This window comes from Polaromonas jejuensis NBRC 106434, assembly GCF_001598235.1.
GTDB classification, from domain to species: domain Bacteria; phylum Pseudomonadota; class Gammaproteobacteria; order Burkholderiales; family Burkholderiaceae_C; genus Polaromonas; species Polaromonas jejuensis.
This window is the reverse complement of record NZ_BCYO01000009.1, coordinates 84,402-109,005: the sequence shown is the minus strand read 5'-3', so window position 1 is coordinate 109,005 and position 24,604 is coordinate 84,402. Positions and strand designations below refer to the sequence as shown.

General features: G+C 63.6%; 20 protein-coding genes and 1 pseudogene. 6 read left to right on the top strand and 15 right to left on the bottom strand.

The genetic code is table 11. From position 1 onward, the window contains the following. Positions 1-8 precede the first annotated feature (8 nt). Together PJE01S_RS12760 and PJE01S_RS12755 are read left to right on the top strand one after the other, a co-directional pair. Positions 9-2,912 carry a PAS domain S-box protein gene (locus PJE01S_RS12760; protein WP_068834002.1) on the top strand — a complete coding sequence of 968 codons (2,904 nt, stop codon included), beginning with the start codon at positions 9-11 and terminating at the stop codon, positions 2,910-2,912. A 10-nt stretch (positions 2,913-2,922) separates the two neighbouring features. Beyond that, positions 2,923-3,321, top strand: coding sequence for a response regulator (locus tag PJE01S_RS12755; RefSeq protein ID WP_068834001.1), 399 nt, complete (start codon positions 2,923-2,925; stop codon positions 3,319-3,321). 503 nt (positions 3,322-3,824) lie between these two features. Here PJE01S_RS12755 and PJE01S_RS24505 read toward each other — a convergent pair. The 5 genes and pseudogenes from PJE01S_RS24505 to PJE01S_RS12730 form a co-directional block, all read right to left on the bottom strand. Further along, positions 3,825-4,058, bottom strand: a pseudogene (locus PJE01S_RS24505) (type I glyceraldehyde-3-phosphate dehydrogenase); the annotation flags it as partial. A gap of 8 nt (positions 4,059-4,066) precedes the next feature. Beyond that, positions 4,067-4,480, bottom strand: coding sequence for a DoxX family protein (locus tag PJE01S_RS12745; protein ID WP_068833999.1), 414 nt, complete (start codon positions 4,478-4,480; stop codon positions 4,067-4,069). Between the two features lie 23 nt (positions 4,481-4,503). Beyond that, on the bottom strand, positions 4,504-6,408 hold the full coding sequence (locus tag PJE01S_RS12740; RefSeq protein WP_068833998.1) for an amidohydrolase: 1,905 nt from the start codon (positions 6,406-6,408) through the stop codon (positions 4,504-4,506). A 72-nt stretch (positions 6,409-6,480) separates the two neighbouring features. Next, the gene (locus tag PJE01S_RS12735) at positions 6,481-7,098 is read right to left on the bottom strand and encodes an antibiotic biosynthesis monooxygenase (protein ID WP_068833997.1); all 618 of its coding nucleotides are present in this window, start codon (positions 7,096-7,098) and stop codon (positions 6,481-6,483) included. A 7-nt stretch (positions 7,099-7,105) separates the two neighbouring features. After that, positions 7,106-7,756: a hydrolase gene (locus tag PJE01S_RS12730; protein WP_068833996.1), complete on the bottom strand. Its 651-nt coding sequence runs from the start codon at positions 7,754-7,756 to the stop codon at positions 7,106-7,108. Between the two features lie 111 nt (positions 7,757-7,867). On the opposite strand from PJE01S_RS12730, the gene PJE01S_RS12725 reads away from it, so the two are divergent. Both PJE01S_RS12725 and PJE01S_RS12720 read left to right on the top strand, forming a co-directional pair. Then, positions 7,868-8,770 carry a LysR family transcriptional regulator gene (locus PJE01S_RS12725; protein ID WP_068833995.1) on the top strand — a complete coding sequence of 301 codons (903 nt, stop codon included), beginning with the start codon at positions 7,868-7,870 and terminating at the stop codon, positions 8,768-8,770. 62 nt (positions 8,771-8,832) lie between these two features. Further along, positions 8,833-9,345 (top strand): hypothetical protein, encoded by a 513-nt coding sequence (locus tag PJE01S_RS12720; RefSeq protein WP_245660754.1) that lies wholly within the window; start codon positions 8,833-8,835, stop codon positions 9,343-9,345. 60 nt (positions 9,346-9,405) lie between these two features. Here PJE01S_RS12720 and gap read toward each other — a convergent pair whose 3' ends face one another. Both gap and tkt read right to left on the bottom strand, forming a co-directional pair. After that, positions 9,406-10,404, bottom strand: a complete 999-nt coding sequence (gap, locus tag PJE01S_RS12715; protein WP_068833993.1) for a type I glyceraldehyde-3-phosphate dehydrogenase — start codon at positions 10,402-10,404, stop codon at positions 9,406-9,408. Between the two features lie 59 nt (positions 10,405-10,463). Then, complete coding sequence (gene tkt / locus PJE01S_RS12710; protein ID WP_068833992.1) at positions 10,464-12,521, bottom strand: transketolase; 2,058 nt, start codon at positions 12,519-12,521, stop codon at positions 10,464-10,466. A gap of 199 nt (positions 12,522-12,720) precedes the next feature. On the opposite strand from tkt, the gene murU reads away from it, so the two are divergent. Together murU and PJE01S_RS12700 are read left to right on the top strand one after the other, a co-directional pair. After that, complete coding sequence (gene murU, locus PJE01S_RS12705; protein WP_281178596.1) at positions 12,721-13,470, top strand: N-acetylmuramate alpha-1-phosphate uridylyltransferase MurU; 750 nt, start codon at positions 12,721-12,723, stop codon at positions 13,468-13,470. Between the two features lie 7 nt (positions 13,471-13,477). Continuing rightward, positions 13,478-14,893 (top strand): aminopeptidase P N-terminal domain-containing protein, encoded by a 1,416-nt coding sequence (locus tag PJE01S_RS12700; protein WP_068833991.1) that lies wholly within the window; start codon positions 13,478-13,480, stop codon positions 14,891-14,893. Between the two features lie 37 nt (positions 14,894-14,930). Here the strand turns inward: PJE01S_RS12700 and PJE01S_RS12695 are convergent, their stop codons facing one another. The 8 genes from PJE01S_RS12695 to PJE01S_RS12660 form a co-directional block, all read right to left on the bottom strand. Next, the gene (locus PJE01S_RS12695) at positions 14,931-15,644 is read right to left on the bottom strand and encodes a GntR family transcriptional regulator (protein ID WP_068834055.1); all 714 of its coding nucleotides are present in this window, start codon (positions 15,642-15,644) and stop codon (positions 14,931-14,933) included. Positions 15,645-15,764: 120 nt separating this feature from the next. After that, complete coding sequence (locus tag PJE01S_RS12690) at positions 15,765-16,925, bottom strand: serine hydrolase domain-containing protein (protein ID WP_377372347.1); 1,161 nt, start codon at positions 16,923-16,925, stop codon at positions 15,765-15,767. Positions 16,926-17,064: 139 nt separating this feature from the next. After that, entirely contained in the window at positions 17,065-18,285 is a 1,221-nt protein-coding gene (locus tag PJE01S_RS12685) for a serine hydrolase domain-containing protein (protein WP_068833989.1), read from the bottom strand. A gap of 75 nt (positions 18,286-18,360) precedes the next feature. Next, complete coding sequence (locus tag PJE01S_RS12680; protein WP_068833988.1) at positions 18,361-19,671, bottom strand: MFS transporter; 1,311 nt, start codon at positions 19,669-19,671, stop codon at positions 18,361-18,363. A 442-nt stretch (positions 19,672-20,113) separates the two neighbouring features. Next, positions 20,114-20,869 carry an aspartate/glutamate racemase family protein gene (locus PJE01S_RS12675; protein WP_068833987.1) on the bottom strand — a complete coding sequence of 252 codons (756 nt, stop codon included), beginning with the start codon at positions 20,867-20,869 and terminating at the stop codon, positions 20,114-20,116. Positions 20,870-20,881: 12 nt separating this feature from the next. Then, positions 20,882-22,345 carry a dihydropyrimidinase gene (gene hydA / locus PJE01S_RS12670; RefSeq protein WP_068833986.1) on the bottom strand — a complete coding sequence of 488 codons (1,464 nt, stop codon included), beginning with the start codon at positions 22,343-22,345 and terminating at the stop codon, positions 20,882-20,884. Positions 22,346-22,367: 22 nt separating this feature from the next. After that, positions 22,368-23,096 carry a maleate cis-trans isomerase family protein gene (locus PJE01S_RS12665; protein WP_068833985.1) on the bottom strand — a complete coding sequence of 243 codons (729 nt, stop codon included), beginning with the start codon at positions 23,094-23,096 and terminating at the stop codon, positions 22,368-22,370. 11 nt (positions 23,097-23,107) lie between these two features. Continuing rightward, the gene (locus PJE01S_RS12660; protein ID WP_068834054.1) at positions 23,108-24,442 is read right to left on the bottom strand and encodes an MFS transporter; all 1,335 of its coding nucleotides are present in this window, start codon (positions 24,440-24,442) and stop codon (positions 23,108-23,110) included. Positions 24,443-24,604: the final 162 nt, after the last annotated feature.

The window sequence follows — 24,604 nt, the reverse complement described above, 5'->3', positions numbered from 1 at the left end:
GTGCCGCCGTGAAATTCACCTTCCGCACCAAAATCAACCTGGCGCTGGGCGCGGGACTGGCACTCCTGCTGCTGATCAGCGTGGGCTCTTACTCGACCATCAAGGGGTTGCTGGACGACGCCCGCACCGAGAGAAACTCGCAGGACACCGTGCTGCTGCTGGATCGGATGGTTTCCCAACTGAAAACCACCGAGTCCTGGCAGCGCAAATACCTGATCACGGCCGACACGGGCGATTTGAAGGCCTACCAGGCGGCCCGCACTGGCGTGAAAAACACGCTGGCCGAAGCGCGCGCAGCGGTCGCTACCACCGACGAGCAAAGGCTATGGCCCTCGCTGGAGGTTTCCATGGCCCATGGTCTGGAAAGCATGGACCAATCCGTGAAAACACGGCAGGAATCCGGGCTGCCGGCCGCTGCCGTGCAGGCCAGCAGTGATTCGAATCGCCAATTTCGTGAAAACATCGACAGCCTGGTCGAGAGCATCAAAGCCAATGGATCACTCGCCTTGCAGCGATTACACGACAGAACCCGGAGCAGCGCGCAAGTCATCAAGCTGCTGATCCTGGCCGGCGGCCTGCTCTCGCTGGGGCCGCTGGGCTGGGCGATCTTCATGCTCAACCATTACGAAGCGAAGCGCCGGCGGGCAGAGGCCCAGTTGTCCGACAGCGTGGCCATGAGCCGTGCGGTGACCGAAATCATGGGCGAGGGGGTGATCATCACCACCGCCGACGGCCTCATCTCGAACGTCAACGCGGCCGGCCTGAAGCTGTTTGGCTACGAGCTGCCGGAGCTGCTGGGGCGCCCAGTGACGCAACTGATGCCGGTCCGTCATCGCCCTGCGTTTGAAAAGTATTTCAATGCCCGGCTCTCCCAGCCAGAAGGGTTCAGGGAATCCGGCCGCGAAACCCGGGGGCTGCGCAAGAACGGCGACGAGATTGCGCTGCAGCTGTCGTTCGGCAACGTTACGGTGGATGGCAAGCGGCTGTTCACATCCATTGTGCATGACATCACTGAAACCAAACGCATCAGCGACGCCCTGCGCGCCAGCGAATCCCGGATGCGGCAGGTAATCGACGCCGTGCCGGCGCTGATTGCCTACGTCGACGCGGAGCAACGCATCCAGTTTCACAACCGGGCCTACGAGGAAAGCCTCGGCCTGAACTACGACCAGATCCACGGCAAGACCCTGCGCGAGGTACTGAGCAGCGACTGTTACGAGGAGGTGCGCGACAAGGTTGAAGAGGCGCTCGCGGGTTATTCGGTCAGCTACGAGAGGTCCCAGATGAAACCCCAGGGCGGCCTGCGGGACTACGACATGAAGTATTTCCCGCGCTACGGCGAGGGCGAACAGAAAGACCGGGTGATTGGCTTTTTTGCACTGGGCAACGACATCACCGAGTTGAAGCGCATCGGCCGCATGAAGAGCGAGTTTGTCTCGACCGTGAGTCATGAGCTGCGCACGCCGCTCACCTCGATTCGCGGCTCGCTGGGCCTGATCGCGGGCGGTGTGGCCGGTGTGCTGCCGGACAAGGCGAAAAGCCTGGTGGGCATTGCCAAGGACAATTGCGAGCGCCTGATCCGCCTGATCAACGACATCCTGGACAGTGAGAAAATCGAGTCCGGAAAAATGCGCTTCGAGTTGCAGGTGACCGAGCTCAAACCCCTGCTGGAACAGGCGCTGGCGGCCAATGAAGGCTTCGCCGCACAGCATAAAGTCGCACTGGAGCTGGACGCCCCCGACGACACCCTGCGTGCCACTGTCGACAGCGACCGCTTCATGCAGGTCGTCACCAACCTGTTGTCCAATGCCGTAAAGTTTTCACCGCCGCAAACAGCCATTCAGGTCAGGCTGCTGCGAGCCGATGGGCGGGTGCGTGTCGAGGTCCGTGACCACGGTTCGGGTATCCCACAGGAGTTTCGCCCGCGCATCTTCCAGAAGTTTTCGCAGGCCGACTCGTCGGATACGCGGCAAAAAGGAGGCCCCGGCCTGGGACTGAACATTTCACGGGTCATCGTTGAGCGCATGAGCGGCCGTATGGATTTCAGCTCCGAGGTAGGCGCCGGGACGACCTTCTTTTTTGAATTGCCCGAATGGCCGACCATCAAGTCAATCGTGGCAAGCACAGGCCCCGTCACGGCCGGCCAACCGGCGCCCAGACCGCGCATTCTGGTGTGCGCAGACGACCCCGACGTCGCGCAGCTGATCGGCATGATGCTCGACAAGGGGGGCTTTGACGCCGACATGGTGCACAGTGCAGCGCAGGCACTGGAGCTGTTGACGATCCAGGCCTACGCCGCCATGACGGTGGACCTGAGACTGCCCGACCGGGACGGCGTTTCGCTGATTCGTGCCTTGCGCGACGAAAAGCACACGCGCCACCTGCCCGTCGTGGTGGTGTCGGCCATGGCCGAAGAGGGGCGGCTGCAATTCAACAACCAGCCGCTCATGGTGTCCGGCTGGCTCGAAAAGCCGATTGATGAAAACCGGCTGATCCTCGGCTTGCGCCGGGCGATTGCGGGCATCACCGGGGACAAGCCGCGCATTCTGCATGTGGAAGACGACCAGGACATCCAGCGCATCACGGCCGCCATTTCACAGGACCTTGCCACGTTCGTATTCGCCGCCACACTGGAAGAAGCCCGAACGCATCTGCGGACCCACGTGGTGGATGCCGTGCTGCTTGACCTCGACCTGGGCCCCGAGGAGGCGTCCGGCTCGAGCCTGTTTGGTGATATTGCGCAGCTCGAGCCAGCTCCGCCGGTGGTGATTTTTTCAGCCAGCGATGTGAGCGACGCCGACAGGGGGCACGCCACCGCCATTCTGCTGAAGGCGAAAACTTCCGATGACGAACTGCGGGCCACGCTCATGCGTACTCTGACCCGCCCCAGATCTTTCCACCCCAAAACCTGAGCCTCTCGCCATGCCCGTACCCTTTGATCGCATCCTTTACGTTGAAGACGAACCCGACATCCGCGCGATTGCCCAGATGGCACTTGAAGCCGTTGGTGGATTTACTGTCATTGCCTGTGCCTCGGGCAGTGAAGCGCTGGCAGCGGCTCCCGGCGCTGCTGCCGACCTGCTCTTGCTGGACGTGATGATGCCCGGCATGGACGGCCCCAGCACGCTGCAGGCCTTGCGCCAGCTGTCGGCCACCACCAGCACGCCGGTGATTTTCATGACGGCCAAAGTGCAGCCGGCCGAAGTGGCCCAGTACAAGGCGCTGGGCGCGCTGGGCGTGATCGCCAAGCCGTTTGATCCGATGGAGCTTCCGGCGCAGATCCGGCAGATTTGCGACAGCCCGAGCCAGGCTGCCGATTGAACGAAAGAATAGATCCACAGCCGCAATGGCTTGCCCAAAGCCCCTTGAGGCAATGCTGCTTGAGGACTACGACCACATCGCCAGGGTCTGTCGTTTCATCGTCATAAACGCCTCAAACTCGCTTGCCGTGGACCTCAATCATTGTCTTAGAAATGGACAAACACCGCTGGTGTGTCATGCTGCCCATGGTTCTATCCCTTGCCACCGCGCCCATGACGCTGCGCAGCATGGTCATGCCGGTGATGATGGCTCAGCCTGAGAACTGCGCCTGCTTTTTGCAGCAGCATGGTGGTATTGACCGCGGCGTCTACCGGCAAGGTTTGCACAGCCGAGTCGTGCAGCGGGTCCTGCAGACGGGCCGGTGTCACGGGACCGCTGTACAGCGCCACGCTCACGTCAAAGCGCGGCGGGTCGCGACCCGGAAATTGCGTTTGCAAGAACTGGCGCATGCGGTGGCCCGAGTTCACCATGCCCAAGCGTGTTTTTATTGAAGTCGAATTGCTCGCCACCACCCGCACCATCTCCAGGCACTTGTTGGAGCAGTCCCATTCGTTGTCGTACCAGCCCACGATCTTCACGAAGGTACTGTCAAGCGCAATGCTGGCATCAGCGTCGAAGATCGACGTGCGTACATCATCGCGGAAGTCCGTGGCGACGACCTTGTCTTGGGTGTAGCCCAGCACGCTTTTGAGTGCGCCTTCGCTTTGCAGCTTCATCCGGGCGCAGATTTCCTTGTAGCGGGGCTTCACCTTAGTACGGCGCGACGGTCCCACGACAGTGCGGCCACGAGCACGAAGCCACCGACCAGCCCCAGGTGTTCAAGAAAGGCGTTGCGGTTGTGGAACTGCTCCATGCCGCTCATGGTCCAGAACGGGTGGCCGATGACCGTGGCGATCACGGTGAAGCCGGCCAGCGCCAGGGCCCCCAGCGCCGACCACAGCCCGCGGCCCAGCAGCATCAGCGCCGCGCCGACCAGCTGCGTGGCGAGCACCGCGGCGGCAAAGAACGCCGCCGGGCTCAGGCCGAAATGGTTGGCCTCGTCGATCGCCGAGTCGAAATTCAACAGCTTGGACACGCCGCTGTAGACGAAGGCGATCGCCAGCAAGACCTTGGCGAGCCACAGCGCCGAGGTTGAAAATTGCTTGTTCTGTGTGTCCATCGCGTTCTCCCTGCGATCATTCTTTATAGCCAGCACGCGCAGCCCAGCGTGCCCCAAAAGCTCTTCTCATCCGACACCGGCGCATTGCCGAGCCAGCTTTTGGTGTGCGCGTGGCCGTGCACGGCGCAGGGCCTGGCGCAGCAGTCGGCAAACGGCAGCAGGGCCTTGCGTTGCGTGGTTGGGGCGGCGCGGCCCGGCTGGTTGCCGCCCAGTGCGGGCTCGCGCCAGTAACCACCGTAGGCGTTGGTCGGCGCCCAGTCGTTGGCGGCTTTGGGCATGGGCGGCGCAAGCCTGGCGTAGTTGCCGTCGCCATGCACGATGCGGCCGCCGACCACCGTCAGATGGGAGACCAGGTCCTTGATGTCGGACTCGGGCACGCCGAAGAAATCACGCGAGGGCACAATGAAGTCGGCAAGCTGGCCGGCCTTGATCTGGCCTTTTTGCCCGTCGGCATTGGCGAACCAGGCGCTGCCGCTGGTCCACAGCCGCAGCGCGGTGTCGCGGTCGAGCAGGTTGTCCGGCCGGTACATCGTGGTGCCGCCGACGGTCTGGCCGGTCACCATCCAGTGCAGGCAGATCCAGGGGTTGTAGCTTGCGACGCGGGTCGCATCGGTGCCGCCACCGATGGGCACACCGGCATCGAGCATGCGGCGGATTGGCGGCGAATGCTCAGCGGCCTTGGCGCCATAGCGCTCGATGAAATATTCGCCCTGGTAGGCCATGCGGTGCTGCACGGCGATGCCACCGCCCAGCGCCTTGACGCGCTCGATGTTGCGCATGCTGATGGTTTCAGCGTGGTCGAAGAACCAGTGCAGGCCGTTGAACGGAATCTCGCGGTTGACCTTCTCAAAGGTGTCCAGCGCGCGGCCTATCGATTCGTCGTAGGTTGCGTGCAGCCGGAAGGGCCAGCGCTTTTCGACCAGCAGGCGCACGACGCGCTCGAGCTCGTCCTCCATGCTGCCGGGCAGGTCGGGGCGCGGTTCGCGGAAGTCCTCGAAGTCGGCGGCGGAGAACACCAGCATTTCACCGGCGCCGTTGTGGCGGAACATGTCGTTGCCGGCCAGCGGCGGCAGCAGCTCTGTCCACTGCTTGAAGTCGTCTACCTCTTGCTTGGGCCGCTGCGTAAAGAGGTTGTAGCCGATGCGTACCGTGAGTTCATCAGCGTCGCGCAGCTTCTCGATCACGCGGTAGTCGTCGGGGTAGTTCTGGAAGCCGCCGCCGGCGTCGATCACCGAGGTGATGCCCAGCCGGTTGAGTTCGCGCATAAAAAGCCGGGTCGAAGCCTCCTGCGCGTCGGGGTCCAGCTTGGGGCCTTTGGCCAGCGTGGCATAGAGAATCATCGCGTTCGGCTTGGCAAGCAAAAGGCCCGTCGGGTTGCCCTGCGCGTCGCGCACGATCTCGCCGCCGGGCGGATTGGGCGTGTCCTTGCTGTAGCCGACGGCGCGCAACGCTGCGGCGTTCAGCAGCGCGCGGTCATAGAGGTGCAGGATGAAGACCGGGGTGTCGGGCGCGGCGGCGTTGATTTCTTCAAGCGTCGGCAATCGCTTTTCGGCGAACTGCTGCTCGGTGAAACCGCCGACCACACGCACCCACTGCGGCGCCGGCGTGCGCACCACCTGCGCCTTGAGCATGGCCATCGCATCGGCCAGCGAAGGCACGCCGTCCCAGCGCAGCTCCATGGTGTAGTTCAGGCCGCCGCGGATCAGGTGCGTGTGGCTGTCGTGCAGGCCCGGCAGGGCAGCGCCGCCGCCCAGGTCTATCACCTGCGTCTTCCCGTCGGCGTGGCGCATGACGTCCTCGCGGTCACCGACGGCGAGGAACCTGCCGCCGGCAATAGCCACGGCCTGGGCCACCGGGTTCTGCCGGTCCAGCGTGGTGAAACGGCCATTGATGAAAATGATGTCGGCGGAGGTGATGGCAGGGGTCATGGGACTCTCCGGGATTTGGTCAAAGGAGGGCCAGCAACAGAGTGCGTTCGTGCTGGCCAATTTTCGTGGGGACTATTCTTTGCGAAATAGCCAGTCGTGCACGAGCTGCGTGTAGCGCGGCATGATCACCCACACAACGAGCGCCACGATGACGGCGGCAAGAATGCCGTGCTGCACCCCATACACACCCAGCGCGGGCAGTGCCTTGAAGACGGGTCCGAACGCCCACGGCACGACCATGGTCAGCGGCCAGATCACCGAGGTGGTGATCAGCCACTGCTTCCATGCGGGAGACTTCATGGGCGGCTCGCCGGCGGCACCGTGTTCAGGCGGGAACAGGTAGTCGATGCCGGCGCCGAAGCTGACCTGCTCGCCGCGCGCCAGATAAGGCTGCGCGGCCGCAATCAGACGCGCGCGTTCGGCCGACTCGTACCAGCGCGTCAGCTGGTCACAGGTAGCAAAGCGGACCACGATGATGTATTCAACGCCGCCCGCGGCCGGGCGCACCACATGCACCCCCTGGTGGCCGGGAAAGCCCGCGGCCACCCGCATGGTCTCGGCAAGCCAGCCCTCATAGGCGGCCTGTGCGCCGGCGCGCACGCGGTGGCGCACCACCAGGCTGACACTTTCGGTGGATGCGTCACTCCCCGGGCTTGCGGCCGGAAGATCGCTGCTCACGGCGCTGCTCATGGCCTGCTCAGCCCAGCTTGCGCGCCGGCATCTTGTGCACGTGCGTGATCGCGTAGTCGATGCCCGAGCCGTAGGCGCCGGAATGCTCGACGACGATGCCGGTGGTGGCGGCGTAGGTTTCCTTGCGTGCCCAGTCACGCTGCATTTCCAGCAGGAACTGCTGCCAGGTGAGCGGCACGGCGCCGGCCTGGATCATGCGCTGCACCGACATGTTGTGCGCCGCGACCGAGGTGCCGCCGGAGGCGTCTTCGACGAAATAGACCTCGTAACCATCCGCCATCGCCTCGAGCGCCGGGAAGTTCAGGCAGACTTCCGTCCACAACGCGGCGAGCACCAGCTTTTTGCGGCCTATCTTCTTGAGCTCGGCCTTCACGGCGGCGTCGTCCCAGGTGTTCATGCTGGTGCGCTCGAAAATCTTGTTGTTGGGCAGCACGGCGAGCAGCTCAGGCCAGATGTTGCCCGAGAAAGACTCGGTCTCCACCGAAGTCAGCACCGTCGGTACCTTGAAAGCCTGGGCCGCCTTGGCCAGGCCGATGACGTTGTTCTTCAGCAGCTGCCGGTCGATATTGGCTACGCCGAAGGTCATTTGCGGCTGGTGGTCGATCAAGACCAGCGCGCAGTTCTGGGGGGTCAGCAGTTCGAGTTTGCCTTGCGTCATGATGCTTCCTTCAGGGGGTGGTTTAAAACGAAATGAGTTCGAATCCTAAATTGCTTCCTATAAGATGACTAGTTGGCAATTTGGAACCAAACTGCATCCAAAGAGGAAACAATGGACCGACTCGATGCCCTTCAGGCGCTGGTGCTGTCGAAACAGTTGGGCAGCTTTGCCGCGGCCGCTCGTGCGCAGGGCGTGACGCGCTCGCAAATCAGCAAGCTCATTGCCTCGCTGGAGGCCGATTACGGCGGCGCCCTGTTCGTGCGCTCGACGCGCGCCATCGCCCTGACCAGCGCCGGCGCGACCCTGCACGACTACGCCGTGGACCTGTTGGCGATTGCCGCCGAAGCCCGCCAAGCCATGGCGGCCCTGCGGGGTACTGTGGCCGGACCGTTGCGCGTCAACGCACCGATGTCGTTTGGCAAGCTGGTGCTGGCGCCGCTGCTATCGGAATTTCTGGCGCAGCATCCCCAGGTCGAGCTGCGCGTGGAGCTGAACGACCGCCTGCTCGACCCCTTCGAGCATGGCTTTGATCTCACGCTGCGCATTGCGCAATTGCCGGATTCTTCGTTGGCGGCGCGGCGGATGTGCGCCGTACCCCGAGCCATTTACGCCGCCCCGGGCTACCTGCAGGCGCACGGAATACCTGACTCGCCGAAGGCACTCAAGACGCACCGTTGCCTCAACTACGCCCATGCCAATACCGGGCATGTGTGGCACCTCGGCAGGGGCCGGGAAAAGGCGCACGTTGCGGTCGACGGGCCGCTGTGCTCCAACAACGGCGACCTGCTGGTCGAGGCCGCTGTCGCAGGCGCCGGGCTGATATTGCAGCCCGAATTTCTGGCGGCGAAACACATCGCGGCGGGGCGCCTGGTGCCGGTGCTGCCGCAGTGGCAGGAGTCCCCGGAAATCGCGCTGTACGCGCTCTATCCGGCCACCCGCCGGGTGCCCGTTACGGTGCGTGCCCTGATCGACTACCTGTTCACGGCACTGCCGCCCGCCATGGCCGCGGCTTGAGCGAAAGTCGGTGCCAATGAGGAATTGCAGCATGCAAACCACGACCACGAGAAGGAGTCATCATGGACAAGGAGCAAGACCGTACAGCGGTCAAACGCGAGCTTGATGCGCTGGCCGCCGAATTCTTTCGTGCGGTTTCATTCGAGGCGGGTGAAACCCCTGCCTACGAAAACATCCATGCGCTTTTTATCGAGCCTGGCCTGCTGATCAAGAACACGGCCGCAACGCCTGAGATATCCGGCGTCCGCCAGTTCATCGAGCCCCGCCAGGCGATGGTGAGTAGCGGCGAATTGACACGGTTCCGCGAGCTGGAGCTGTCCGAAACCACAGAGGTCTTCGGCAATGTGGCCCATCGCTATAGCGCGTACGCGAAGTCCGGCACGAACAACGGCGTTCCATTCGAGGCGCGGGGCATGATCTCCACGCAATTCGTCAAGACGCCCGCGGGCTGGAAGATGAGCGCCATGGCGTGGGACGACGAGCGCCCTGGTTTATCCATACCCAAACACCTACTGCCAAACAAGTTGGAAGTTGGGTGCAGCCACCTGAGGAACACAACGGGCACCGAAACGTGAAAGCAGCCGCTGAATAAAAAAACGCGCCCAGAGGCGCGTTTTTATTGAAACAAGCAGCGCTTACTTCGCGACCACGCGCACCATCTCCAGGCACTTGTTGGAGTAGCCCCATTCGTTGTCGTACCAGGCGACGACCTTGACGAAGGTACCGTCGAGCGCGATGCTGGCGTCGGCGTCGAAGATGGAGGTGCGGGTGTCGCCGCGGAAGTCGGTCGCCACCACCTTGTCTTCGGTGTAGCCGAGCACGCCCTTGAGCGCGCCTTCGCTTTGCGCCTTCATCTCGGCGCAGATCTCTTTCAACGTGGCTTCGCTGTTCAGCTCGCAGGTCAAATCCACCACGGAGACGTCAGACGTCGGCACGCGGAAGGACATGCCGGTGAGCTTTTTGTTCAGCGCGGGAATCACCACGCCCACGGCCTTGGCGGCGCCGGTGCTGGAGGGAATGATGTTTTCCAGAATGCCGCGGCCGCCGCGCCAGTCCTTGTTGCTCGGGCCGTCCACGGTTTTTTGCGTGGCGGTGGCGGCATGCACGGTGGTCATCAGGCCGCGCTTGATGCCCCATTTGTCGTTCAGCACCTTGGCCACGGGGGCCAGGCAGTTGGTGGTGCACGAGGCGTTGGAGATGATGTGCTCGCCCTTGTAGGTGTTATGGTTCACGCCAAACACAAACATCGGCGTGTCATCTTTGGACGGGGCCGAGATGATGACTTTGTTGGCACCGGCGGCCAGGTGTTTTCCGGCGCCGGCCTTGTCCAGAAAGAGGCCGGTGGATTCGATGACGACCTCCGCGCCGACCTCGTTCCACTTCAGGTTGGCCGGGTCGCGCTCTTGCGTCAGGCGGATTTTTTTGCCGTTGACGATGAGGGTGTTGCCTTCAACGCTGACGTCGCCCTTGAAACGGCCATGCACGGAGTCGTACTGCAGCATGTAAGCGAGGTATTCTGGCTCGAGCAAGTCGTTGATGCCAACGATTTCAATATCGCCAAAGCTCTGCACTGCCGAACGGAACACATTGCGGCCGATGCGGCCAAAACCATTGATGCCTACCTTGATTGTCATGCTCGTCTCTCCAGAAAAGTTAATACCAAAACTTCAAACCCGTTTCACCGAATACGGCTTTACTTCATCAGCACCTTGCGCACGGTGTCGGCCACGTTTTCCGGCGTGAAGCCGAAATGCTTGAACAGCACGGCTGCAGGGGCCGATTCGCCGTAGGTGTCGATACCGACCACAGCCGCGCAGCCGTATTTCCACCAGCTGTCGGTCGCGCCCATTTCCACCGCAATGCGCGGCAGGCCTGCCGGCAAAACTTCCGATTTGTAGGCGGTCTTTTGCTTGTCGAAGGTCGTCGTGCTGGGCATGGACACCACGCGCACGGCGATCTTGTACTGGCTGGCCAGCAGCTCTTGCGCCTTCAGCGCCAGCTGCACTTCGGAGCCGGTGGCGATGATGACGGCCTGGGCCTTTTTCTTCAGACCCACATCGGCCGGCTCGGACAGCACGTAAGCGCCCTTGCTGATTTCGCCGAGGTCGTTCTTGGGCGCGTAGGGCAGGTTCTGGCGGCTCAGCAACAAGGCGGTCGGCTTGTGCTTGTTTTGCAGCGCCACGGCCCAGGCCACGGCGGTTTCGGCCGTGTCGCCCGGACGCCAGACATCGAGGTTGGGGATCAGGCGCAGGCTGGCGGCATGCTCGATGGACTGGTGGGTCGGGCCGTCTTCGCCGAGGCCGATGGAGTCGTGCGTGAACACATGGACCACGCGCAGCTTCATCAACGCGGCCATGCGGATGGCGTTGCGCGAGTAGTCGCTGAAGGTCAGGAAGGTGCCGCCGTAAGGGATGAAACCGCCATGCAGCGCAACGCCGTTCATGATGGCCGCCATGCCGAATTCGCGCACGCCGTAGTTGATGTGGCGGCCGCCGATGAGGCTGCCATCGGCAGCCTCGGTCTGCACCACGTCGCCGGCCAGGTCAAAGCGCAGGCTGGGCGTGGACGGGGTATTGGTCAGGTTGGAGCCGGTCAGGTCGGCCGAACCGCCCAGCATCTCGGGCAGGCCGGCGGTAAAGGCCACCAGCGCCAGTTGCGAGGCCTTGCGCGAGGCGACGGTTTCGGCCTTGGTGTGCGCGCCAATGACGCAGTCCACGGCGTGTTGCGCAAAGCTCTTGGGCAGGTCGCCCTTCATGCGACGCACAAACTCCGCAGCCAGTTCGGGGTGGGCGGCCTGATAGGCGGCAAACTTCTCGTCCCAGGCCGCTTCGGCGGCCAAGCCCTTGGCCTTGGCATCCCAGGCGTCGTAGACTTCCTGCGGGAATTTGAACGGCGTGTGCGACCAGTTGAGCGCTTCGCGCGTCAGCTGGATTTCTTCGGCACCCAACGGTTCGCCATGGGCCTTGGCGGTGTTGGCGCGGTTCGGCGAGCCTTGGCCGATATGCGTCTTGCAGACGATCAGTGTCGGCTTGTCGGCGGACTTCTTGGCGTCGGCGATGGCGCTGGACACCAGGGCGGTGTCGTGGCCGTCGATAGGGCCGATCACGTTCCAGCCGTAGGCGGCAAAGCGCAGCGGCGTGTTGTCGATGAACCAGGGGGCGACCTGGCCGTCAATGGAAATGCCGTTGTCGTCGTAGAGCGCGATCAGCTTGTTCAGCTTCCAGGCGCCGGCCAGCGCGGCGGCTTCGTGGCTGATGCCTTCCATCATGCAGCCGTCACCCAGGAACACATAGGTATGGTGATCGACGATGCTGTGGCTGACTTCGCCATCCTTGCGGTTGAACTCCTTGGCCAGCAGCTTTTCAGCCAGCGCCATGCCGACCGCATTGGTCAGGCCCTGGCCCAGCGGGCCGGTGGTGGTTTCCACGCCGGGGGTGACGTCCACTTCCGGGTGGCCAGGCGTTTTGGAGCCGAGCTGGCGGAAGTTTTTCAGCTCGCTGACGGGCAGCTTGTAGCCAGTGAGGTGCAGCACGGAATAAATCAGCATGGAGCCGTGGCCGTTGCTCAGCACGAAGCGGTCGCGATCAAACCAGTGCGGGTTCTGCGGGTTGTGCTTGAGGTGCTGGCCCCAGAGGGCGACGGCCATGTCGGCCATGCCCATGGGGGCGCCGGGATGTCCCGAATTGGCTTGTTGTACAGCGTCCATTGCGAGCGCGCGAATCGCGTTCGCCATCATTTGGGTATTGGCCATCAGGAAAAAACTCCGGGGGGTTCGGAAATCAGGGTAAACCGTTATTTTACCGGGCGCGGCTTGGGGCCCCGGCTGGCGCGGTCCGGGAACGGACCTGGTGCGCGCTGCGCAGGCGGCCAAGCCCTGGCCGTTGCAAATGCTCTAAAGTCCGGATCATGCAAAGAAAGCCCCACACCGCCCGCTCCATGAAGGCCTGCGCATGAGCGCACCCCCGCCCATCAAGGCCATGATTCTGGCCGCCGGGCGCGGCGAACGCATGCGCCCGCTGACCGACCACATGCCCAAGCCCTTGCTGCCGGTGCGCGGCAAGGCGCTGATTGACTGGCATGCCCAGGCGCTGGCGCGCGCCGGCTTCAAGGAACTGGTCATCAACACGGCCTGGCTGGGCGAGCAAATCTCAAGGCATTTCGACCTCCAACCCAGTATTGATGGGCATAAGCCGCTATCAATTTCATACTCGCACGAAGGCCGCGACTTTGGCGGCGCACTGGAAACCGCCGGTGGCATAGCGCGCGCGCTGCCGCTGTTGGGAGACATTTTTTGGGTGCTGGCGGGCGATGTGTTTGTGCCGGGTTTCGAGTTTTCGCAAGAGACCGTCAGCCGCTTTGTGGCCGGCGGCAAGCTTGCCCACCTCTGGCTGGTGCCCAACCCGGCCCACAACCCGCGCGGCGACTTCGGGCTGGGAGCCGACGGCCTGGCGCTGAACCTGCCCGCAGGCGCCAGCGCACCGCGCTTCACCTACAGCACCATAGGCCTGTATCGGCGCGCCTTTTTCGACGCGCTGCCCTTTGGCAACCCCGAGGGCCTGAAAGTCCCACTCGCGCCGCTGCTGCGCGCAGCCATGGACAATCGGCAAGTGAGCGCCGAGCTGTATGCGGGCGCCTGGGCCGATGTCGGCACACCGGCACGGCTGGATGAATTGAACGCCACCACCATCACCACCCCCTGAAAACACCATGCGCCCCACACCCTCTTTGCCCGCCTCTTTTCCAGCGGTCTACCAAAAACGCCGGGCCGCCGTGGCCCGCGCCCTCAAGGCCGCGGGTGGTGGCGTCGCCCTGCTGCCCACGGCCCCCGAAGTGCCACGCAACCGCGACAGCGATTTTCCCTACCGCCACGACAGCTACTTTTATTACCTGACCGGCTTCAGCGAGCCGGGCGCGTGGCTGGTCATTGACGCCAGCGGAAAAAGCACCCTGCTGTGCCGGCCCAAAGACCTCGAGCGCGAGATCTGGGACGGCATACGCCTGGGGCCCAAGGCCGCACCCGCCAGCCTGGGCGTGGACGCGGCCTTCAGCGTGGACACCCTGGACGACACCATGCCGGATCTGCTGGCCAACCAGAAGGCCGTGTGGTTTCCGTTTGGCACGCACCCTGGGCTGGAAACCCAGGTCGAGGGCTGGCTGGGCAAGGTGCGGGCGCGGGTGCGCCTGGGCGCCGAATGCCCGCGCAGCCTGCACGACCTGTGCGGGCTGCTTGACGAGATGCGCCTGTTCAAGGACAGCCACGAAATTTCCATCTTGCGGCGCGCCGGCAAGATTGCCGCGGCGGGCCATGTGCGCGCCATGCAGGCCTCGGCCGCCATGCTGCGCGCCGGGGTAAAGGGCGGCCTGCGCGAGTACCACCTGGACGCCGAATTGCTGCACGAGTTCCGCCGCCAGGGCTCGGAATTTCCGGCCTACACCGGCATCGTGGCGGCCGGCGCCAACGCCTGCGTCCTGCACTACCGCGCCGGCGACGCCGAACTCAAGCCTGGCCAGCTGTGCCTGATTGACGCCGGCTGCGAGCTGAACGGCTACGCCAGCGACATCACGCGCACCTTCCCGGCCGACGGCAAGTTCACGCCCGCACAGCGCACGCTGTATGACATCGTGCAGGCCGCCCAGGATGCCGCCATCAAGGCCACCAAACCCGGCAAGCGCTTCAACGACCCGCACGACGCGGCCACGCGCGTGCTGGCCCAGGGCATGCTGGACACCGGCCTGCTGCAAAAGGCCAAGCACGGCAGCGTGGACGACGTGCTGGCCTCGGGCGCCTACCGCCAGTTCTACATGCACCGCACCGGCCACTGGATGGGCATGGACGTGCACGACTGCGGCGACTACACCGAGCCCTCTAGCCGCCCGCGCGCCGAAAAAGACATGCTGGGCAACCCCGTGATGCGCAAGCCCTCGCGCCTCCTGCGGCCCGGCATGGTGCTGACGGTGGAGCCCGGCCTCTACGTGCGCCCCGCCAAGGGCGTGCCCAGGGAGTTCTGGAACATCGGCATCCGCATCGAAGACGATGCCCTGGTCACGGCCAAGGGCTGCGAGCTGCTGACGCGCGGCGTGCCGGTGGATGCCGACGAGATTGAGGCGCTGATGCGGACCTGAGCGCGGAGCCTCCGGGGACAGCGGCCCCCCGCTGGCCTCACGCGTCCTGGAAGATGGCTTCCAGGTCGGCCTCGTTGGGCGAGCCTTCCAGTTTCAGGCTCTGCTCGATGTGGTCAAGGTGGCGCAGCATCAGGGTCTGGGCATGGGCTACATCCTTGGCGGCGATGGCTGAAACCAGCAGGGCATGGTCATCGGCGCGGCAACTGGTCGCCGTGGGCGCGTCGTACAGAAAGATAATCAGGCAGGTGATGGTGGACAGCTCGCGCATGCTGCGCACCAGCGCCGTGTTGCCGGCCAGCTCGGCCAGCAGCAGGTGGAATTCGCCCGACAGGCGCACGATGGCGCGCTTATCATCCATGCGCCTGGCATCGGCCTCCTTGCGCTGGTGCTCCCGCAGCCGGACCAGGGTGTCGCCATCCTGGCGCTCGATCAGTCGGCGCAAAATGCCGGGCTCAATCAGGCGGCGCGCCTCGAAAACATCATAGGCCTGCTCGACCGTGGGCTTGACCACAAAGGCGCCACGCTGCGGAATCAGGTCGACCACGCGCTCGTTGGCCAGGCGTGCCAGCACCTCGCGGATGCGGGCCCGGCTGGTGCTGAAAATGGTGGCTAGCCGATCCTCGCCCAGCTTGGTGCCAGGTGCCAGCCGGTGCTCGAGGATGGTGGCGTAAATTTTCTCGACGATTTCCTCGACGGTTTTTTCCCGTATCGGAGTTTTTTTTGCGCGGGCAGGAGTTGTTTTTGGAGGCATGGATAAAAACATTTTAGCGGCCTTCGCGCGGCCCGAGGCGGCCGTCTCAGTCCCTCGAACGCGCGCGCGCGGCAGGCAGCTCCCCATGACGCAGGTGTTCCGACTAACGCGTGCTACGTCTCACAGCCTGGGCTTGTCGGTGGGGTCGACCGGCGCACCCGGTTTGCCCTGGTTGTGCGCGGCGAGATCCAGCTCTTTCAGCAAGGCCTTCCTGCTGGCTGGAGTCAGCGTCGCCTGTCGCTTGTTGTCGAGAGCAGGAAGCACAAAATCGTTCACCATGTGGCGGATGGCGAGCACGTTTTTTGACTCGCGCAGCCCACCCTCGATGGGCAGCATGCTCGTCATGACCACGACGGTGTTGCGCTCTGGCAGGGCGACGATGAACTGACCCTTGAAGCCCATGGCATGCACCTCGGGTTCCGTGGAGACGATGTCATTGATCCACCAGTACAGCCCATAGAACGGTGCCGACGCGGGCGCGGTCATGGTGCGCATCCACGCCTGCGAGACCAGCTGCTTGCCGTCCCAGCGGCCGCCGCTAAGGGCCAGCATGCCGACCTTCGCCATATCGACCGCGCGCAGGCGCAGCCCCCATCCCGACGAAACAAGGCCCTTGTCATCGGCACGTTCCCACGCATAGTGTTTCATGCCCATGGGCTTGAATATCTTCTGCTCGGCGAAATCCTGCAGCGGCATGCCCGCGTCAGCCCCGAGCGTGGCACTGGCAAGGATGGGGTTGACATCGGTGTAGTCAAATTCCTCGCCCGGCCGGCGCTTGGGCGCCGTCTCGGCGGCGAGCTTCAGGCGGTCCGGCGCCCCGTAGTAGATCGGGTCATCGGTCGGCTTGAAGTTGTAAACCAGGCCGGTGGACATCGACAGGACATGTCTGAGCTCAATCGACTCTTTGTCGGCGAACGCCGATTTCAGGTCGGGCCGCGCCTTGGTCAGCACCGTCGCCACTTTCTCGTCAAGGCGCGTGCGCCCCTCATCGACCAGCACCCCCGCCGCCAGCGCGGTGACGTTCTTGGTGATCGAGTACAGCTCGTAATTGTGGTCGCGCGTCAGTCCCTTGCTGTAACGTTCATAGATGAGCTTGCCATCCTTGATCACGAGGAAGCTTCGAACGTCGAAGTTCTCCTTTCGAATGTATTCAGACAACTCCACCAGCGGACGGGAATCGACGCCCACGCTTTCCGGCCAGGCCGGCGGCAGGTCGTTTGCGCCGGCGGCTACAGGAAAGTCGGTACGGCGCGCGCCGGCATCGGCAGCGCGCGCCAGCATCGGTGGCATCAACAGGGCGGCCAGCGCCAAAGCCGTGGCGCAGCGGACAGGGAGGGCAGGGGTTTTCATGTAACAAGGTCTCCGTCGGTTGGGAAACAAGACTTGCCGGACTGCGCCCGGCACTTGCCTGGCTTTGGGTTTATTTCTCCGGCGCGTCGTTGAACGCGAGGCCGGTGCCCGGAACGCCCTTGACCTGGGCGCTGAGCTCAAGCTCCTTGCGCAGGGCCTGCTGGGCGGCTTCAGTGACTTGCGGCCGGGGGATGGTCTTCATCGCCGGCAGGATGTAGTCATTCACCATGCGCCGGTACTGGTTCAGATAGGTGCCGGTACGCAGGCCGCCGTCGGTCGCCAGGATGCCGGTCATCACCACCACCGCGCGCTCCTTTGGAAGGACGGTGATGAACTGTCCCTTGAATCCCATGGCGCCGAACTCCGGCTCCGACCTCACGATGTGGTTGATCCAGGTGTAATAGCCATAGTCCTGGGCCGTGGCCTGGCTGGAAGGGGTCGACATCTGGCGAATCCAGGACGCCGGAACGACCTGTTTGCCCTGCCACTGTCCGTCGTTGAGCATCAGCATGCCGAGCTTGGCCATGTCGACCGCGCGCAGGCGCATGCCCCAGCCGCCCGAAACGGTGCCGGTCTGGTCAGCGCCGGTCCAGCGGTAGTTGCGCATGCCGAGCGGCTTGAAGAGACGTTCCTCGGCGTAGCGATCCTCGCGCTGGCCAGCCGCAGCCGCCATGGCCGCGCCCACCAGCACCGGATTGGCATCGGTGTATTCGAACAGCGTGGCGGGCGGAATGCGGGGCACCGTGCCCAAAGCCACTTTCAGCCGATTGGGTGCCTGGAAGTACAGCGGGTCCGAGCCTTCCACTTGCTTGTACAGCAGGCCGCTGGACATCGACATCAGGTGTCCCAGTTCGATGTCCTTCTTGTCGCCCAGCGCTTGTTCGAATTCAGGGTGGTCCTTGAGCAGCCACTTGGCGACGCGATCGGTGGTGGCTATCTTGCCTTCACCGGCGAGCACGCCAAAGGTCAGTGCGGTGATGGTCTTGGTCACGGAATACAACTCATAGTTGTGATCGCGCGTGAGACCGTCACCGTAGCGTTCAAAGATCAGCTTGCCGTCCTTGATGATCAGCAGGCTGCGCACATCCAGCTTGTCCTTGCGAATCCATTCGGACATGCGCACCAGCAGGGCTGAGTCGACGCCGACCGCCTCGGGCGCGGCAGTCTCGAGCCCGATCTCGGGCTCGGCCGCCATCGCTGCGCCAGCAAACAGGGCCTGCAATGCGAGCGCGACGAACGCCGAGCGCAGGGGTGTCCTGCGAAAGCCATTCGAAACAGAGAGTCCAGACATGTTTGTCTCCTTGGGTTAAAACTTTTTGGCGCCGGACGCACCGCCATCCGGCGCGTCGCGGCAGGTTTTCATGACTCAAACGGGCAGCTTTTTATAGGAGATCAGCATCGTTGAGCAGACGAACAACCCCACGCCGGCGCCGGCGAACAGCATCAGCGCCATGTAGTAGGAGCCTGTCGCCTGGACGATCAGGCCGACCAGGATGGGAACGCCGATGCCGGCACAATTTCCGCCCAGATTCATGACGCCGCCCAGAAAGCCGATACGGCTGCGCACGGCGAGGATGGACGGAACGCACCAGAACAGACCACACCAGCGCAGGAAGAACAGAGTCACCGAGAGCAGTACCACAACGGTCGTAGGATTGGTAAATTTGGTGACGCTGTAAATGGCCACCGTGGCCACAATCGACGAGAAGCCGAAAATGCAGCGCAGTACCGTGCTCTGCTTGCCGCCTAACTCCATCCATTTGTCGGCGACCCATCCACCAACGAGTTCGCCGACGAAACCAGCGAAAAACATGATGAAGACCGCACCACCCATTTGCTTGATGTCGAAGCCGTACTGCTTGGAAAGGTAGGTCGGCATCCATGTCAGCAGGCCGTAGAACAAGGCGTTGAAACACATCCAGCCGAAAAACATCCCCCAGGTGGACCGGTAACTGAAGAAGTGGAGCAAATTGCCGCTGGTGGTCGTTGGTTCTTCCGCCAGTTCCCTGGCGTGCGATGCCTCGATGTAATCCGCTTCTTCCGTGTTGACCTTTGGGTGTTCATGCGGATGGTTGCGAATGTAGGAATAGGCCCATAGCCCGGCGAGGACGGTGCCAATGCCGGCGATCACGAAGGAGGTGCGCCATGAACCCATCTCGGAAATCAGCCCGGAAATCAGAAGCGCACCAAAGGCGGCACCCAGCGGCGCACCGCCGTCCAGCAAAGTCGCACCTCGGCCGCGCTCGGTTTTTGTCATCCACAACGCGTTCAGCTTGCCGCCGGCCGGATAGATCGGAGCTTCTGTCGCTCCCAGGCCGAGGCGAGTCACCAGCAGGCTGATCCAGCCGGTACAGACCCCGGCGATCGCCTGAAAAAATCCCCAGCCAATGGCCGACATGGCAATGACCTTGCGCGGCCCGAATCGATCGGCAAGCATGCCGCCCGGAATCTGCATGAAGGCATAGGTCCAGAAGAACGAACTCAATAGCAGGCCTTGCGTCGCCGGGCCGATGTCGAACTCCTTGGCGATCATGGGCATGGCCACCGAGAGGGAGGCCCGATCGACGTAATTGATCGCGATGAGCATGAGCATCATCAAAAATATCTTCCAGCGCACCTTGGTGGGCGCCTTGGCGTCGTCCAGGACGTCGCCGTAAGCCTTGGGTTGGGCTTGCATTTTGTGGTCTCCAATCAAACTTCCTGATCCGCAGGATTGCGGGGTTTTCCGGGCACAGCAAGGAAACACCCCGGCTGTTGAAGTCAGTCTATAAATTGTTGACAACAATGTCTACATTTATATCGACAACTTTGTTGGTGATTTCCCTGATGCGCCGGCGAATCGAAATCACGCCGCCAGAATGACGCGGCCAAGGTCCGGCGCCATGAATGAGCCACTCTTCTGCTGGCCGACTTTTTGTGATGTGAGTGAAGTCATGGGAACTGCAAGGTCTGGGCCTTGGCCGTACGCTTCACGGCTGTCGCGCTGCTGCGCTGCTGTGCAAAGGGGGCGAAGACCCGTTTTGTCAAGGCACCAGGTTTCTGTGTTCTTGCGCCGACTCCCGCTCAGGCAAGGCCGCACTGCCGGGATGCGGACCCGGCACGCCGGAGAAGGCTTTGCTTCAGGCCGCGGGACGTTCGCGCGCGAGCAGGGCCTGAAGGGCCGGTGACAAGCCCTGGTTGGGCTTGTGCGGCGGCGCCGCGAAACTGCCAGCCCGCGCCCGGCCGGGCGCCAATGCAATCAATGTCTCGGCGTGCCTGACGGCGCTGGATACGCCGTCGACCAGGGGCACGGGAATGTCGGCGCGGATAGAACGCGCCAGGCCTGCCAGCGGCGCGCCTGCAATGATCAGCACGTCGGCGCCGTCTTCTTCGACCGCCTTGAGGCACAGCTCGCGCAGCCGGGTTTCATGGTCTTCCTGCACCGCGCCGATGTCGCGCAGCGGCTGGTCCAGGCAGCGTATGCTGGCCAGGCGGCCTTCCAGGCCATTGGATTGCACCGTTTCCCGGTACCACGCGGTGATGCGGCGGGAGATGGCGATGATGGAAAACCGCTTGCCGAGCATGCAGGCACTCATGAGCGCGGCCTCGGTCAGCCCGAGCACCGGAATGTCGACCGCCTCCCGGATGCCGGCCAGGCCGGGGTCGCCAAAGGCCGCGATGACCAGTGCGTCATACCTGGCTTCATGCTCGGCCGCGAGCTGGGCTGCGGCGTAAGCGCCGATCAGCGCCTCGAAGCGGGTTTCGATGTAGGCCACGCCGAAAGGTGCGGTGACCACCTCGATCTGCGTTCCCGGCGACGCCGCGCGCCGCGCTTCCGAGGCAATCAGGTCCGACACGCTGTGGGAAATGTTGGGGTTGATCAGCAGGATTTTCATGCGGTGCTCTCCCTATCTATCGGTATCGGGCTGGGAAACAGAGGCCTGGCCGGGTTTCGGCCGGCGCGGCAGCAAGGAAGGCGTTTCGCAGCGCAGGAACTGGCCGCCACCCTGACGCGGATGGAAATCCCGGCCGTCCCAGACCACCTCGCCGCGCGCCAGCGTGTACGCCGGCCAGGCCTGCAGGCGAATGCCCTCGTAAGGCGTGTAGTCCACCTCGTGGTGCAGCTGCGCGTTGCGGATGGTCACCGGGCGCTCGTCCCAGATCACCAGGTCGGCGTCGCTGCCCACGGCAATCGTGCCCTTGCGCGGGTGCAGCCCATAGGCCTTGGCCGGGTTGGTGGCGGTGAGTTCGACAAAGCGGTTGAGCGTGATGCGCCCGCCCAGCACGCCTTCGGAATACAGCAGCGGCATGCGGGTTTCCAGGCCCGGAATGCCGTTGGGAATATGGCGGAACGCCACCTCCTTGCCCTCCGGTTTCTTGCCTTCGGGCGCGTCGTATTTGAAGGGCGCGTGGTCGGAGGAAAAAATCGTGAACAGACCATCGGCCAGGCCATCCCAGATCACCTGCTGGTTGCGCTTGTCGCGCGGCGGCGGGCTGCAGATGCAGCGCGCGCCCTGGTAACTGTCATCCACGCCGAGGTCCTCCGCGGTCAGGAACAGGTACTGCGGGCAGGTTTCAGCGAACACCTTGAGGCCTTGGCTGCGGGCCGAACGGATCTGCTCGACCGCCTCGCGCCCCGAGACATGCACGACCATGATGGGCACGTCGACCAGCTCGGCCAGCGCGATGGCGCGGTGCGTTGCCTCGCGCTCGACCAGCATCGGACGGCTGAGGGCATGAAAGCGCGGCGCGGTGCGGCCGGCCGCCTCCAGGCGGCGCGTCAGCCACTCGATGCAGTCGGCGTTCTCGGCGTGGATCATGGCCATGGCGCCGTGTTCGCGCGCCACGTCCAGCACGTCCAGCATCTGGCCGTCGTCGAGCTTCATGTCGTCGTAGGTCATGTAGATCTTGAACGAGGTGTAGCCCTCGCGGATCAGCGCTGGCAGCTCTTCGGTCAGCACCTGGGGCGTGGGGTCGCTGACGATCAGGTGAAAGGCATAGTCCACATGGGCGCGGCCCTCGGCGCGGCGGTGGTAGTCCTCGACGGCCGCGCGCAGCGACTGGCCCTTGTGCTGGGCGGCGAACGGAATCACCGTGGTGGTGCCGCCGCAGGCCGCCGAGCGCGTGCCGGTGTTGAAGTCGTCAGCCATGCGCGCGGGCGCCTCCATGGGCTGGTCCAGGTGGCAATGGGCGTCAACGCCGCCGGGCGTGACCACCCGGCCTTGCGCGTCGATTTCGCGCGCGCCGGCGGCCAGGCCCATGCCCAGCTGCACGATGCGGCCGCCCTGGATGCCGATGTCGGCGGAATAGGTGTCGCTGGCCGTTGCCACCAGGGCATTGCGAATCACCAGGTCAAAAGCGGGAATGCTCATCTTGCTTGTCCTTGCGCTGGCTTCAAGCCACTTCCTGAAACAGCCGGCCCCAGCCCTTGAGCTCGCGCGGATCGATACCGACGGTCTTGAGGGCTTTCCAGACCACGGTGGCCACCGAGTCGTAGATGGGGATGCCGAGTTCACGCTCCAGTTCTTCCACCAGCTGCGCGGCGTGCAGATTGGTGCACATGACGGTCATCGCTTCCGGCCACTGCCGGGCCGCCTCGCGCAGCATGCCGCGCAGCGTGTCGGGCTCGACCTCGCCGAACTTGAAGTTCACCGTGATGCCCAGGTGCTGCTCTGCCACGCAGTCAATGCCTATCCCACGGTAGTTGGCAATGATGCGCTGCTGCACGTCTTCGACGTAAGGCGACACCAGGCCCAGGGTACGCGCCCCTTGCGCAGCCAGGATCTCATTGAGCGCCAGCACCGAGGTGGTGGCCGGAATGCCGGTGACCTCGGTGATGCGCGCGCACAGCTGCCGGTCCTTCTCGAAGCCAAGCCAGCTGGCGGAGGTGCCGCTCCAGCAGATCACGTCGACATGGGCGTCGGCCAACAGGCGTGCCGCTTCCAATATCTTGCTGTCGTCGAACTGGTTGAGCGACTGGTCGCGCATGGAGATTTCGGTCACGGTGAAGCGCGAGAAGTGCGCCGACACCCCCGGCAGGCTGCTGACCATGGCACTGGTCAGCGGCTCCAGCGCCGTGTTGGATGAAGGCGTGAGCACGCCTATGCGTTTGCGTCGGGTCATGATTGGGTCTTTCAGGCAGTTTTGACTTTGGCGGCGGTATTTTTGGGCACGAACCAGATGATGAGCAGCACGGCCAGCATTTCGACCGCGGCGATGACAAACAGGCCTGGCGTCAGGTTGCCCGTGGCGGCCTTGATGGCCGACAGCATGAAGGGCGAGCCAAAGCCGGCCAGGTTGGCAATCGAGTTGATCAGGGCAATGCCCACGGCGGCGGCCGCGCCTGTCAGCAGGCGATTGGGCATTTGCCAGAAAACCGGGAAAGCGCTGCTGGTACCGATGACGGCCACCACCAGCCCGGTGAGCACCAGGGCCGGGCTGCGTCCCTGCGCAAAGGCCACGAGCAGCATGCCGATCACACCCAGCAACACGGCGCCGGCGCAATGCCAGCGCACTTCACACTGCCGGTCGGAGTGAGTGCCGTTGAGGATCTGCGCGCCAGCGCCCAGCAGAAAGGCGCCGGACATGATCCAGCCTATGGTGGCCGGGTTGGTGAAGCCCAGGTCCTTGACCAGGGTGGGGCCATAGAAGTTCAGCGTCGCATTGGCCGCAACGATGCAAAAGTAGATCAGCACGAACAACCACAGGCGAACGTCCTTGAGCGCCGCAAAGATGCTGTGCTCTCGCTGGCCCAGCGCCTTGTGGTCACGTTCGAGTTCGACCGCCACCAGCTGCTTTTCACGTGCCGTCAGCCAGTTGGCGTCCTTGGGGTGATCGGTCAGGTAGAAGAAGGTGAAGATGCCGGCGAGCACGGTGGGCGTGCCCTCGATCAGGAACACCCACTGCCAGCTCGACAGGCCGCTTAAGCCCCCCATCAGGTTGAGAATGTTGCCGGCGAGCGGGCCGCCGACGACGCTGGACAGGGCCGAGGCGGCGGTGATGAGGCTGAACACCTTGGCGCGCCGGCCGCTGGGGTACCAATAGGTCAGGTAAACGATGACCCCAGGCAGGAAGCCGGCCTCGAACGCACCCATCAGGAAGCGCAGCGCATAAAACACTTCCGGTGTCTTGGCAAAGGCCATCGCGATACAGGTCGCCCCCCATCCCAGGGTGATGCGCATCAGCGTTTTCTTGGCCCCGATTTTCTGCAGCATCAGGTTGCTGGGGATCTCGAAGAAGAAATAACCGATGAAGAAAATCCCGGCCCCCAGGCCGTAAACAGACTCACTCCATTTGAGCTCGTCCAGCATGGTGAGCTTGACGTAGCCTACGTTGACCCGGTCAATCCAGGCGAGCAGCCAGAGGAAGGCCAGAAAGGGAATCAGGCGCCAGGTGATTTTTTTATAGGCCGAGTCGATTTCGGCCTCGGTGTGTTGCGCCCCTGCGGCGGCGGTCATGGACGGCGACATGGTCATGAAGAATGCCTCTGTTCGTTGTGTTGTAACCCGGGACATTGACGCAAGCCACTGAAAATATCCCGGTCCGGGTAGCGGTCATGAGTGCCTGCAAGAAACGTGCAACCCAACGGCCTTGGTGCAAGGATCTGCCCGTCTCCGCAGCACGACCTCAAT